Below are 13,239 nucleotides of genomic sequence, written 5' to 3'. Positions count from 1 at the left end.
ACCCCACCCGCCACCCCGCCGCCCGGGCCGTCCGACTGGAAGAACCCGGCCGACCCCGACTGGAGCGAGGGACCGGCCCGGATCGGCGACCGGGCTTTCGCCATGCCCCGACCCGACGGCACGCAGTGGACCTACACCCCCGCCGATGTTGCCGATATCGCAGCGCTCGGTTTCGCGTATGATGCGCTCGATCCGGCGACCGGGCCCGAAGCACTGGGCACCACCGCCGATCGCCGGGCGCGGCTCAAGCTGGGCGGGGCCGGCCCCGAAGGAGGCGCAGCCATGGCGCAGCAGGACAAGGTCGAACTGGTCGGGGCGAGCGCTACCGGGCTACAGGTCTCGGCAAGCAGCCCGCTGCGCACCGCGGTCGCGCTCGACAGCAGCGTCCGCAAGCGCGTGTCGGCGAGCCTTGCCGGGGCGGAATCGCTCGGATCGCCCGACCGGGTGTTCCTCAACCTCGAGAACATCGTGGGTGACAACGACGCGCTCACGCTGGGGGTCTATGTCGGTCTTGCCGATCAGGCCGAGGCCGCCTCGTCCCCCGCGCTGCTGGCAGGCACCGTGTCGCTGTTCGGCGTCACCAAGGCAAGCCGCAGCGATGCGCCCCACGGCGGCAACGGCCTCAACGCGGTGCTCGAAATCTCGCACATCATCGACAGCCTGCACCTCAGCGACCAGTTCTCGGGCGACGACATCACGGTCGATGTGATCCCCTTCGGCGAAGTGCCCGAAGGTGCCGAGGTCACGATCGGGCGCATCAGCCTCTACCGGCAGTTCTGATGGGAGGCGACGCGCTGCGACCGGGCCTCGCGATGGCGCCGCGTCAAGGCCTTGTCGCGATCGCGGCGCTCGCCTGGCTGGCGCTCGCGGCGGCCGGCCCGGGCTCGGCGCTGCCGACGCTGTGCACCGGAGCTATGCTGTGGAGCCTGCCGCCGATCGGATCGTTGCAGGCCGCCCTCGCCCTGCTCGGGCCCGAGCGGCTGGCGGCAGGGTGGGCGGTGATGATCGCGGCGATGATGGTGCCGCTGCAACTCGACCTGTTCGATGATCTCGGCGCGCGCAGCCTGCGCTCGCGGCGCTGGGGCATGATCGTCGCGGCGGCTGCGGGCTACTTCGCGGTCTGGCTGATGGCCGGGCTGGTGCTGGTGCCAGCGGCGCTGCTGCTGCGCATGGGCGCGGTGCATTGGCTCGCGGCGGTGCTCCCGGTGCTGGGCGCGGCGCTGCTCTGGCACGTCTCGCCGCTGCGCCAGAGCGCGCTCAACGCCTGCCACCGCCTGCCGCCTTTCGCCGCCTTCGGCTGGCGCGGCTACCGCGACGGCGCGGCGATCGGCCTCGCGCGGGCCGGGTGGTGCGTGCTGGCCTGCTGGGCGATCATGCTGCTGCTGCTGGTGCTGCCGGCCGGGCACTTCGCGGCGATGGCGCTCGCGACGGTCGGCCTCGCGATCGAGCGCGCCGAGCGCCCGCGCCCGCCGCAGTGGGGCTGGCGCCGGCCCGAGCGCGCCGCGCGGGCGCTTGCACACCGGATCGACATTTTGAGGCAACAAGGGGTCACAGGGTCATGAAACAGGCGATGCAGTCACTCGAAGCGATTGTCCGGGCCAATCTCGCCCGGGCGCGGGAGGAGATCACCCGCTCGGTCCAGCTGGCCCAGGCCGGCATCCCGCTCGCCGCCGAGACCGAGCCGCACCGCGCCGCCGAACGGATCGAGCGCAAGATGAGTCTCGGCGGCGGTCAGGCCGAAACCATCGCCAGCTCGATCCGCCAGGCGGGCGAGATGATGCTGCGCGAGACGCCGCTTGCAGGGGCCGAGAAACTGGCCCTCGCGCCCATGACCGGGCCGGAGAAGATCATCGGCCCGACGCTCGACTTCGTGAATGTCAGCTTCCTCGCGCGCGGCGCCCGCGTGGCCCGCGCCGTCGCGCGCATCGCCACCTTCGACGGCCAGCCGCAAGGGTCGGGCTTCCTGATCGGCGACGGGCTGTTCATGACCAATGCTCACGTCATCCCCACCATCGCCGAAGCGCAGGGCTTCGTGCTCCAGTTCGATTTCGAGCTCGGACTCGGAGGTGCCCCGCTGCCGACGACCCGGTTCCGGATTGATCCGGCGGTTTTCATCACCGATCCGGTCGACGGATTCGATTTCACCATCGTCGCGGTGGGCGAGCGGATCGACGGCCCGGCCAGCCTCGCCGACTATGGCCTGTGCGGCCTGTCCGACGCGGGCAACAAGCACATGCTCGGCGAGGCGGTGAACATCGTCCAGCACCCGCAGGGTCGCTTCAAGGAGGTGGTGCTGCGCGAGAACCGGCTGGTGGCGCGGCTCGAAGACGTACTGCACTATGTCGCCGATACCGAGCCCGGTTCGTCCGGCTCGCCGGTGTTCAACAATGCCTGGGAAGTGATCGCGCTCCACCACTGGGGCGGCCCGTCGCGCGAATGGATCGACGAGACCGGCCAGCCGGTACCGCACGAAGTCAACGAGGGCATCCGCATCAGCGCGATCGTGCGAAAGCTGCGCGAGGTGCTGCCGGGCCTGCCGCCGGCCACGCGCAACCGGATCGAGCGCGCCTTGCAGATGGGGGCGGAGAGCCACGCCTTCGCGCCCGCCGGGCAAGACCTGCCGCAGGCCTCCGAGCCGCTGCCGCGAGGGCCGAGCGTGCGCACCGACGCGGACGGGCGCGCCACCTGGACGATCCCGATCGAGATCTCCGTGGCGCTGCCGCAGCTGAGCCAAGGCCCCGCCGCCGCGCCCGCTGTCGCCGCCGCCGCTGCCGCCACCCCTGCGCCATCGCCATCGCCTTCGCCCTCGGCGCTGTTGCCGGCACCGGCGAGCGCGGAGAAGGCGCCCTCGCCCGATTACGCCGCGCGGCGCGGCTATGATCCCGATTTCCTCGACGGCTTCACGATCCCGCTACCGACGCTGACGTCTGCGAAGAAAAAGCAGGTAGCGATCAGTCGCCAGCCCGCCCCCGGCATGCCCGAATATGCCCTGCCCTATCACCACTTCACCGTGGTGGTGAACAAGGCGCGCAAGCTCGCCTTCTACACTGCCTGCAACATCGACGGGGCGAGCGCCAAGTCGATCAACCGCAAGACCAAGCGGCTCGAGCCGCTGCGCCCGGATTCCCCCGGGCTCGAGAGCATCGACGGGGCCGAGGGCATGGAGGGCGCCGAGACGTGGTATGATGACCCGCGCATCGATCCGGGCGACATCGCTGGCAAGGCGTTCTACGACGGCCAGGTGCTGCCCGATTTCGCGCCCCGCTCGCAGCAGCGCACGCTCAACATGTTCCAGCGCGGGCATCTGGTGCGCCGCCTCGATCCGTGCTGGGGCGATGACACGCGCGCGCTCGAGGCGGAGGTGGACACCTTCCACTTCACCAATTGCACCCCGCAGGTCGGCTTCTTCAACCAGGGCCGCGCCCCGGCCGACACGCCGGATTCCGAGCGCGGCTCGCTGTGGCGCTCGGTCGAGAACTGGGTGCTGCGCAACGCGGTTGCCTCAGAGGCGCGGGTGACCTGCTTCACCGGCCCGATCTTCGCCGAGAGCGACAAGCCCTACCGCGGCATCCTGATCCCCGAACGCTTCTTCAAGGTCGCGGTGTGGGTCGATAATGGCGCACTCAAGGCGATGGGGATGATCGCCAGCCAGGCACGGTTGCTCGGCGCGCGGCGGGAATCGCTCGCCGAAGGCACGCTGACCTTCGCAAGCGCCGACGAACTCGCCAAGATCGACGATTTCCAGGTCGCGATCGAGGAGATCGAGCGCCTCACCGGCATCCGCTTCGGCGCGGCGGTGCGCGGCGCGGACATCTTCGCTCCGGCATGAGGCTGGCCGAACCACCCCGCCCCTCGCGGGGCCGGGGTGGTGGATTGGCGCGCCCGGCAGGACTCGAACCTGCTGCCTCAAGATTAGAAGTCTCGCGCTCTATCCAGATGAGCTACGGGCGCGCACGCCATGGGCCAATAGCGTGCTTTTCGGCCCGAGGGAATCGCGCTAACCGTCCGGACGATGGAAAACACCGCCCCGACGCAGACCGCCCCCGATCCCGCTGCCGCCTTCGACCGCGATCCGGGCGACGGGATCGTCGCCACGGCCCGGGCGCCGGTGACCTTCCGCTACTACGACCTGGTGATGGCGGGTTTCGTCACGATCCTGCTGCTCTCCAACATCATCGGCGCGGCGAAGCTCACCTACGCGAGCGTGCCGTTCTGGCCCGATGGCTGGTGGCCCGCACCGGACGGCACCTTCATCTACGGCGCAGGGATCCTGTTCTTCCCATTGGGCTATGTCATCGGTGACGTGCTGACCGAGATCTACGGCTTTGCGAAAGCGCGCCGGGTGATCTGGGTGGGCACCGCCGCAATGATCTTCCTTGCCTTCATGTCCTGGGTGGTCACCGCCCTGCCCCCGTTCGACGGGTGGGAATGCGCCGCGAGTGGCTTCGGCGGCGAGCGGCCGGTCACCTCCAACGCCGATCCCGCAGTCCCCGGCGGCGCGATCTGCCAGAGCACCTACGAAAGCGTGTTCGGCAGCACCTGGCGCATCGTCGTCGCCTCGATCACCGCCTTCTGGGCGGGCGAGTTCGTCAATTCCTTCGTGCTCGCCAAGATGAAGGTCTGGACCAAGGGCCGCGCGCTGTGGACCCGTACCATCGGCTCGACCTTTGTCGGCCAGGCGGTCGACAGCCTGATCTTCTACCCCGTCGCATTCCTCGGCATCTGGACCACCGAGGCCGTCGTCACCGTGATGATCACCAACTGGGCGTTGAAGGTGGTGTGGGAAGCCGTGCTGACGCCGGTGACCTACCTGGTGGTGAACAAGCTCAAGAAGGCCGAGGGGGTCGATCTCTATGACATCGACACCGACTTCTCGCCTTTCGGTAGCGAGGACAAGCGGTAATCTGTTTTCGGCCACCTTCGGCGGCGCAGTCGCGCGTCAGCGCGACGCGCCTCTACAGCACGAGTTCCTCGACAATATCGACCCGCCAGCCGAGCCCCAGCCGGGCCGCGAGGAGCTTGATGTCCTTCTCGGTCGGGGCGCCGAACAGCGCGGCGTGGCTGGCGGCGAGTTCGAGCACCAGCATGCCCTGTTCCACCCGCAGCCGGCTGACCTCGAGCGAGCGTGCCGACTGCGCGCCGAGCCTGCGCGCGAGCCGCAGCGCGAGGCCCCAGCGCACCGCCTCCTCGAGTGCCTCCTCGCTCGCGAGCGCGCGCACCTCGTCGGGGACGGCGAGCTGGTTGCCATTGGCCGCCACCGCCGCGGCGAGCATCGCGCGGCCCTTCCCGTCGATCCCGATCCAGCGCTTGTGCAGCGCCCAGTTGATCGCCTGCGGCAGGCGGATGTTGGGCTCGATCTGCATCGAGGCGAGCGCGAGCATGGTCGCCGCGAGGCGCAGGCGCTCCGAGCCGTGGTCGCGCGCGGGCGCGGCATCGAGTGTCCAGGCCGCCATGCGCGCCGCCAACTGCGGCTGGGTGCCGCGCTGGCCGGCAAACACTGCCACCCCCGCCAGCAACGGGTCAGCCGCGCGGGTGTGCGCGGGCAGGCGGTCGTAGAGCAGCCCCTCGCGCAGGCCCCACGAGGAAAACACCACCCGCGCCGGTGCCAGCCGGGCGAGCAGCGCCTGGAGCAGCACCGCGGCATCGGGCAACTTCTCGGCGCGCATCGTGCTGATCCGCTCGCGGGTCTTGAGCGCGTCGCTGTCGCTCGCCGACAGCGCGGCGGCAAGTTCCTGCGCGCCCGCGGCATCGAGCTCGAAGCCGTGCGGATCGCTCAGCGGCCAGCCCCGCGCGGCCATCGCATAGACCGCCATCGCGCGCCACGTGCCGCCCACCAGATAGAGCGCGCCGTTCTCGGCCGGAGGATTGGCGGCCAGATCCCACCCGCCCTTGCGGATCGCCTTGTCGAGCGACTTCTTCATGTCGCTCCGGTTCTTGCCGCGATGTTCGGGCAGACGCAGCGTGCCGAGCGGGAGCGAGCTCGCCCCCTCGCACGCCCCGCCCGCCACGCGCACCAGCTCGAGGCTCCCGCCGCCAAGGTCGGCGACGATCCCGTGCGCATCGGGGAAGGCGCCGATCACGCCATGGGCGCTCAGCAGCGCTTCCTCCTCGCCCGATATGACCCGCGGATCGAGCCCGATCGCGCGCAGCTCGGCGACGAATTCGGGGCCGTTGGCGGCATCGCGCACCGCCGCAGTGGCGACAGTCTCGATGTCCTTGATGCCCATGTCGGCGAGCAGCAGCGCGAAGCGCCTGAGGCCCCGGAGCGCCAGCGCCATCGCCTCGTCCGAAAGCCTGCCGGTCGCGGCAATCTCGCGCCCGAGCTTGGCCGTGACCTTCTCGTTCATCAGCACCGTGGGCGCGCGCATCGTGCCGCCATAGACGACGAGACGCACCGTGTTGGAGCCGATGTCGATGATCGCGCGCTCAGCCCCCGCGCCGCCCAGCGCGCTGTTGCGGTCCGCCCGCCGCTTGCCCCAGATCATGCCACCGCGCCCCTTCGCAGCGACAGCTTGGGCACCGCGCCTGCCTCGAGCGCCCCGCCGCGACCGGAGAGCGAGGGATTGGTCATGAAATAGCGGTGACAGTTGAACGGCTTGACCCCTTCTTCCGCCTTCACGCGCGAATAGCTGCCATCGGGATGCAGCCACCAGCTCTGTTCGCTGTCGAGCATGTTGGCGAGCAGCACCTGCTGGAGCACCTGATCGTGCACCGTCCGGTTGAGCACGGGGATCAGCGTCTCGACCCGGCGATCGAGATTGCGGCTCATCATGTCGGCCGAGGCGATGAACACCGCCGCCTGCGCGCTCGGCATCGGGTGACCGCCCGCGAAGGCATAGATGCGGCTGTGTTCGAGGAAGCGGCCGATCACCGACTTGACGCGGATATTCTCGGACATCCCGGCGATCCCCGGCCTGAGGCAGCAGATCCCGCGCACCACGAGTTCGACCTGCACCCCGGCATTGCTCGCGGCATAGAGCCGGTCGATCATGCCCTCGTCGGTCAGCTGATTGCACTTCATCCAGATCGCGGCGGGCTTGCCCTTCTGGGCGTTGGCGATCTCGGCGTCGATGCGGTCGTAGATCTCCTGGCGCAGGTCGATCGGCGCGATGTGCAGCCGCTCGAGGGCGTGGGGCTCGACATAGCCGGTGACGAAGTTGAACATCTTGGCCGCATCGCGCCCGAGCTTGGGGTCGGCGGTGAAGAAGCTGAGGTCGGTGTAGATCTTGGCGGTGACGGGGTGATAGTTGCCGGTGCCGAAGTGGCAATAGGTGCGGAACCCCTCACCCTCGCGGCGCACCACCATCGCGACCTTGGCGTGGGTCTTCCAGTCGGTGAAGCCGTAGATCACCTGCACGCCCGCACGCTCGAGCTTGCTCGCCCATTGCAGGTTCTGCTCCTCGTCGAAGCGGGCCTTCAGCTCCACCACTGCAGTAACCGACTTGCCGGCCTCGGCCGCCTCGATCAGCGCGCCGATCACCGCCGACTGGCTGCCGGCGCGGTAGAGCGTCTGCTTGATCGCCACCACATCGGGATCGGCCGCCGCCTGACGCAGGAAATCGACCACCACCTCGAAGCTTTCGTAGGGGTGGTGGATGACGATGTCCTTCTCGCGGATCGCCGAGAACACGTCCCCGTCATGCTCGCGGATACGCTCGGGAAAGCGCGGGGAATAGGCATCGAACTTGAGGTCGGGCCGGTCCTCGCGGACGATTTCGGCGAGGCCGTCGATCCCGATCATGCCGTCGGTCTTGATCAGCGCCGCCTCGTTGATGCCGAGCTGGTCGAGCAGCAGGGCCTCGGCGGCAGGATCGAAATCCTCCTCGATTTCGAGCTGGATCACCTGGCCGCGGCGGCGGCGCTGGATCGCGCTGCGGAAGGTGCGCACCAGATCCTCGGCCTCTTCGGCGATCTCGATGTCGCTGTCGCGCAGCACCCGGAACAGACCGTCACCCTGGATCGTAAATCCCGGGAACAGCGCCTCGGCATAGCGCTGGATCAGCCGCGCGATCGACATGTAGAGCACCCCGCCCTTGCCCGATCCCGCGCTGGTCACCGCTTCGGGCACGCGCACGAAGCGCGGCAGCGCGCTGGGGATCAGCACCATCTCGATCAGCTGTTCACGCGTCGCGTCGCGGGTCAGGGTGAAGAGCAGGCCCATGCCCTCGTTCTGGACGAAGGGGAACGGGTGCGCAGGGTCCAGCGCCTGCGGGGTGATGATCGGCAGGATCTCGTTGAGGAAGTAGCGCTTGAGCCACTTGTGCACCTCGGGGCTGACGCGTTCCTCGTCGGCGACGTGGATGTCGGCGTCTGCGAGCCCGGTTCGCAGGCTCCGCCAGATCGATTGCTGGCGCTGCGAGAGGATCGCGAGGGTGTCGCGGATCGCGGCGAGCTGCTGCGAGGGGCTGCGCCCGTCGATCGAGGGCGCATCGAACCCTCGCTGCACTTGCCCCACGAGCCCGGCGACGCGGATCATCATGAATTCGTCGAGATTGCTGCCCGAGATCGACAGGAAGCGCAGGCGTTCGAGCAGCGGGTAGGCCTCGTTGCAGGCCTCGGCCAGCACACGCTGGTTGAACTGGAGCCACGAAAGCTCGCGGTTGAAATAGGGGGATTCGTCCGGGCCCAGAACCGCCATCTGGGTGGTGCCCGCCGCGCTTGCGGGCGCGGGGTCTGTGCCGGTCGGTGACGTGCTCATCGCTTCCCTGTCCCGCCCGTGACCGCGAGGATGCGGTGCGGGCCTTGTCTCGCGCGCCATGATGCGCCGGGCGCGCATGTGTTCGCAAGCAGCTTACGTGTAAATGCGAAGGAGGCGATTGTCACATAATCGTCAAGCGGTTTGCGACCGGGTTCGAAGGTCTGCGGTTCGCGTCAGCGAACCCGAAATCAGACCAGACTGCGGCTGTCGGCGATGCTGGTGATCCCGCGCTTGCCGTTGGCGTCGCGCCCGAGCTGGACGATCACGTCGATCACGCTCGCGGCATAGGCGATGGTGTCCGAACGGGTGAGGCCGATGCCGGTCTGCATCACCATCAGCGACAGCTGTTCCAATGCGCCGCGCAAGGAGTTGGCGTGGATCGTCGAGAAGCTCCCCGGGTGGCCGGTGTTGATCGCGCGCAGGAAGCTGACGCTCTCCGCGCCGCGCAATTCGCCCAGCACGATACGGTCGGGGCGCAGCCGCAGCGCGGCCTGGAGCAGCTCGTTGGCGGTGACCTTGGCCTCGCCGAGCTCGCCCTTGACCGCGACCAGGCCGACCGCATTCTCGCCCGGGAACCGCAATTCGGGGGTGTCCTCGACCAGCACCACGCGCTCTTCCGGCGGGATTTCGCCGAGCATGGCGTTGAGGAAGGTGGTCTTGCCGGTGCTGGTCCCGCCCGAGATCAGGATCGTGCGCCGCGCGCGGATCGCGGCGCGCAGGTAGGCGATCGGCTGGGTTTGCGGATCGGGCAGGTCGAACTGCATCTCGCCCACCAGCGGGCCGGTGTCATAGGCATCGAGCGGCAGATCGAGCCGGCGGTGGCGGCGGATCGCCATCACCCAGTGCTTGCGGCTCGCCGGAGGCCCGCAGAACTGCACGCGCGCACCATCGGGCAGGGTTGCACCGAGCAGCGGGTGTTCGCGGTTGATCCCCTGGTGGCTCACCCGCGCGACCTGTTCGGCAAGGCGCTGCACCAGCCGGTCGTCGATCTCGGGGGTGTCGAGCCGCTGCATCCCCGGGCTGGCGGCATCCTCGATCCACACCTCGCCCGGGCGGTTGACCATGATCTCGGTCACCGTGTCGCGTTCGAGCCAGCGGCGGAAGGGCGCGAGATAGGCGTCGAGATAGACCGAGCGCTCGGCCGGAAGCGGCGCTGCCCCCTGCCCCTCGCCTGTCTCCAGCCGATGCACGTCCGCGCCCACCCGCGTCAGCCGCCGACTGCGGTGAAATCGAGATCGCGCGCGGTGTAGACGCGGATCGGTTCGCCCGCGCGCACGCGGATGGTGGGGCTGATCTGGCCCTGCTGCTGCACCGCCGAATTGGCCGCGTTCTGCGCGCTGCCTGCGAGAATCGCACCGCCGATGCCGCCGGTCGCCACCGCACCGAGGCCGCCGACCACCGAGAGCAGCAGGCCCGAGCCGAAGCGCTTGAAGAAGTGGCTGTTGACGTCGCCCTCGATCCCGGTCGCCCCGTCGAAGCTGACTGCGGGCGAGGCGAGGTTGACCGAGACGCCGTCGGGCCGGATCAGCCGCGTCCAGATCACATAGGCGCGGCGCTGACCCTGCTCGACGCCCGCGCGGTACTGGCCGATCAGGCGGGTCGAGCGCGGGACGAGCACGCGCTTGCCGTCGAAGCTGCGCACGTCCTGGTTGACCACGGCGCGGACATAGCCGGGCACGTCCGTGTTGATCGCGGTCTCGAGGATCGCGGGGATCAGCGTGCCCTCGGTCACGGTGGTCGAGGGGTTGGTCATCGCGCGCGCCTCTGCGGGCCCGCCGCCGACACCGCCGATGCTGCTGGCGAATGCGGCCGCGCCGCCGGTGCCGCCCGCTGCGCCCGCAGGCGTGCCCGGCGCGGGGGCAGAGGGTGGCGCGGCGGCAGTCACGCTGCGCGCCGAGCTGCCATCGAAGACCTGGATCGGGCTGCTGTAGGGATTGACCGCAGGCACGTTCGCCACCCCGGGATTGCCGGAAAAGACCGGCGTCGGGGCGGGATCGGCCTGGAGCGCGACCGGGGCTGCAACCGGCTGCACCTGCGCGGGATCGCCCATCGGCTGCGCAGGCTGCATCACCGGCGTGGCGGCCGGCGGCTGGGTGACGGCGGGATTGCCGATCCCCTGCGGCTCGGCGGTGCGCGCGGCGTTCATCGCCCAGAAGGTCACCGCCCCGAGCCCGAGCACCACCATCATCCCGGCGGCGGCGGCCAGCCCGTCACCCTTGACCTTGCGGTCGGTGACCGCCGGGAAGGCCGCGCGGCTGGCGAGGTCGATGATCTCGGCGCTCTCGCGGGTGCGCGGATCGACCGCGCCCTCATCGCCCTCTCCGGTGCCCTTCTTGGACGGCAAACGCATGGCCAGACGCATCAGATGCTCTCCTTGGCAAACAGGTGGTTCAGGGGAACGGTCACTTCTTGCGGCCCTTGCGCGGCGCGCCGAGGCCCGCCTGCCGCGAGGAGGGCGGCATCGGCCCGGTGTTGGTCAGGGTCGCGATGTCACGGCCCGAGCGCAGGATGATCTTCGGCGGCACCCCGTCGACCACCACGGTGTCGCCGCGGGTGGTGTAGTTGACCGGCCCCTCGTCGCCCTCGGCATTGGTGACGAGGATCGCGGGGATCGGCGCGCCGGGGGCCCAGGTAAGGAACACCGCCTCGCCGTCGTCATAGGTGCGCGTCGGGAGGAGCTCGGGCGTCCCCGCGCTTGCCCAGGCGAAATTGAGCTCGGCCGGATCGGCGGTGCTGCCCGCGCCCGGGTTCGCCGGATCGGACGCGTTGGCGGCAAGCTGCGCCTGCGCCTCGGCCTCGGCGATGGCGGCCAGCCGCGCTTCCTCGGCGGCCTTCTCGAGCTCGGGATAGCGGAACTGGAGCACGTAAAGCGCGCCGGCCTTGGGGCTCGCGACGAGATCGAACAGGTAGGTGCGCTTGTCGGTCACCACGGTCATGTTGGTGCGCGCGGCCGGCTCCAGGGGCTTCACGAAGAGGATCGTCTGCGCCTTGTTCGGCTGCACCTGCCACGCCGCCGAATCCCCGATCGCGACGTTCTCGATGATCTCGTCGGGGGCGAACTTGATGGTGGTCTGCACCTTCACCCGCCCGTCGATCCGCACCACCGCGTCTTTATCATAGACGAGCGTCTGGAGCCGGCTGTCCTGCGCGGCGAGGGGCGCGGCGGCGGGGGCGGCAAGGGCAAGAGCAAGGCTCGCGAGGAGCCAGAGCCGATATTGGGGCCGGTAATGGGGCCGGATCATTGATAGGTCTCCGAAGGCGTCGTCGGCTTGGGGGCGGGCGCGGTCGGGCCCGAGGAGGAAGTCGAACGGAAGCGGTTGCCGATCCCGCGGGTGCGCGCCGGCGCGGCGGCGATGGAAACCACCTGACCGCCCCCGCTCACGGCCGTGACGACGCGGGTATCGCGCACCGCTCCGCCATCGGTGCCGGTGTCATTGGCGACCACCACCGGCGGCGGCGGCGCGACATCGATGCGGCGCGCAGTGGCGGCGGGGGTCACGGGGGCGACATTGGTGTTGCGCGGCGCCGTCGCTGCCGGCTGCGCGACGGGCACGGGCCGCGGGGTCTCGGCAGGCCGCTCGCGCTCCGGCGAAGGCACCAGGCCGAACACCTGCCAGCCGGCGACCATCGTCCCCGCGACCTTCAGCGACAGCAGCATCAGCGCGACATGCACCGCACCGATCAGGAAGAACGCCATCGCCGCCTGCTGGTCGATCTTGCCCGGGACCGCGACCAGCGCGGCCAGCACCGGCACGGAAATCTCGAGCATGATCGACCCGCCCAGCACCGCCAGCAGCGGCGCCAGCGCCATCATCGTCAGCCCCTTGAGCCAGCCGGTGAACAGCCCGCGCGTGCCATCGAACAGCGCCAGCACCACGAAGATCGGCCCCAGCGCCAGCAGCAGCGCCAGCGCGATGCGCGCGGTCACCAGCATGCCGACCGTGCCCAGCAAGAGCAGCATCGCCCCCAGCCACATCATCCCCGGGGGCGAGAAGGCGCTGATGTTGGAGGTGTCCCCGCTCGCCTGCTGGATCGCGAGGAACACCACGTCGAGCTTCTGCGCGAACACCGCAGTGGCGCTCTCGCCGCGCGTTCCCGTGAGGATCCCGGCGATCTGGTCGGGCCCGCCGATGAAGATGTTGTAGAACACGCTCGAGAAGGCGACGAAGCTGGTGGCGAAGGTCAGGACCAGCCCCAGCGTCATCATCTTCGGAACCAGCGCGCGCACCGAGATGTTCGAGCGGCCGAGCATCAGCGAGATGCCGAAGAAGCCGACATAGAGCCCCAGCACCACCGTCAGAGCGAAGGCCAGTTGGCCATCGTCGCCGAACAGGCGGTTGAAGGCCTGTTCGGAGACATTGGCAGCGATGCAGTCGACCGCGGTCAGCGCCGCGGAGACGCCGGTGCCCATCGCCTGTGCGGCAGAATCGCAGTTCGCGCTCATTCGGCTGCCTGCCACATGCTGTCATCCTCGGGATCGCCCGGGCCGTCGGGCCAGGCCCGGCCGGTGAGCGGCGGATACCAGGCGGACGGCGCATCGC

General features: G+C 69.6%; 10 protein-coding genes and 1 tRNA gene. 4 read left to right on the top strand and 7 right to left on the bottom strand.

The features are described from left to right. The 3 genes from AX692_RS20245 to AX692_RS14585 all read left to right on the top strand — a co-directional run. Nucleotides 1–780, top strand: a 780-nt coding sequence (locus AX692_RS20245; protein ID WP_196491808.1) for a hypothetical protein, incomplete at its 5' end; no start/stop codon positions are given. 32 nt (nucleotides 781–812) lie between these two features. After that, nucleotides 813–1,562 carry a DUF2182 domain-containing protein gene (locus AX692_RS14590; RefSeq protein ID WP_196490098.1) on the top strand — a complete coding sequence of 250 codons (750 nt, stop codon included), beginning with the start codon at nucleotides 813–815 and terminating at the stop codon, nucleotides 1,560–1,562. 8 nt (nucleotides 1,563–1,570) lie between these two features. Further along, nucleotides 1,571–3,829, top strand: a complete 2,259-nt coding sequence (locus AX692_RS14585) for a DNA/RNA non-specific endonuclease (protein ID WP_196491807.1) — start codon at nucleotides 1,571–1,573, stop codon at nucleotides 3,827–3,829. A 45-nt stretch (nucleotides 3,830–3,874) separates the two neighbouring features. Here the strand turns inward: AX692_RS14585 and AX692_RS14580 are convergent. Further along, a tRNA-Arg gene (locus AX692_RS14580) sits at nucleotides 3,875–3,951 on the bottom strand. Nucleotides 3,952–4,012: 61 nt separating this feature from the next. Between AX692_RS14580 and AX692_RS14575 the strand changes: the two genes are divergently transcribed. Further along, nucleotides 4,013–4,903 (top strand): queuosine precursor transporter, encoded by an 891-nt coding sequence (locus AX692_RS14575; RefSeq protein ID WP_081095359.1) that lies wholly within the window; start codon nucleotides 4,013–4,015, stop codon nucleotides 4,901–4,903. A 52-nt stretch (nucleotides 4,904–4,955) separates the two neighbouring features. Here the strand turns inward: AX692_RS14575 and AX692_RS14570 are convergent, their stop codons facing one another. The 6 genes from AX692_RS14570 to AX692_RS14545 form a co-directional block, all read right to left on the bottom strand. Then, nucleotides 4,956–6,485, bottom strand: coding sequence for a Ppx/GppA family phosphatase (locus tag AX692_RS14570; RefSeq protein ID WP_073973258.1), 1,530 nt, complete (start codon nucleotides 6,483–6,485; stop codon nucleotides 4,956–4,958). Continuing rightward, nucleotides 6,482–8,638 carry an RNA degradosome polyphosphate kinase gene (locus tag AX692_RS14565; protein WP_073973263.1) on the bottom strand — a complete coding sequence of 719 codons (2,157 nt, stop codon included), beginning with the start codon at nucleotides 8,636–8,638 and terminating at the stop codon, nucleotides 6,482–6,484. The genes AX692_RS14570 and AX692_RS14565 overlap by 4 nt, the downstream gene beginning before the upstream one ends. Nucleotides 8,639–8,886: 248 nt before the next feature. Continuing rightward, nucleotides 8,887–9,900 carry a P-type DNA transfer ATPase VirB11 gene (virB11, locus tag AX692_RS14560; RefSeq protein ID WP_155645004.1) on the bottom strand — a complete coding sequence of 338 codons (1,014 nt, stop codon included), beginning with the start codon at nucleotides 9,898–9,900 and terminating at the stop codon, nucleotides 8,887–8,889. Nucleotides 9,901–9,905: 5 nt separating this feature from the next. Continuing rightward, nucleotides 9,906–11,060 (bottom strand): TrbI/VirB10 family protein, encoded by a 1,155-nt coding sequence (locus AX692_RS14555; RefSeq protein ID WP_230959483.1) that lies wholly within the window; start codon nucleotides 11,058–11,060, stop codon nucleotides 9,906–9,908. A 40-nt stretch (nucleotides 11,061–11,100) separates the two neighbouring features. Then, complete coding sequence (locus AX692_RS14550) at nucleotides 11,101–11,940, bottom strand: TrbG/VirB9 family P-type conjugative transfer protein (protein ID WP_073973257.1); 840 nt, start codon at nucleotides 11,938–11,940, stop codon at nucleotides 11,101–11,103. Beyond that, the gene (locus AX692_RS14545; protein WP_073973256.1) at nucleotides 11,937–13,142 is read right to left on the bottom strand and encodes a type IV secretion system protein; all 1,206 of its coding nucleotides are present in this window, start codon (nucleotides 13,140–13,142) and stop codon (nucleotides 11,937–11,939) included. The genes AX692_RS14550 and AX692_RS14545 overlap by 4 nt, the downstream gene beginning before the upstream one ends. Nucleotides 13,143–13,239: the final 97 nt, after the last annotated feature.

The organism is Erythrobacter donghaensis, assembly GCF_001557325.1.
GTDB classification, from domain to species: domain Bacteria; phylum Pseudomonadota; class Alphaproteobacteria; order Sphingomonadales; family Sphingomonadaceae; genus Erythrobacter; species Erythrobacter donghaensis_B.
This window is presented reverse-complemented; position numbering and strand designations above follow the sequence as displayed.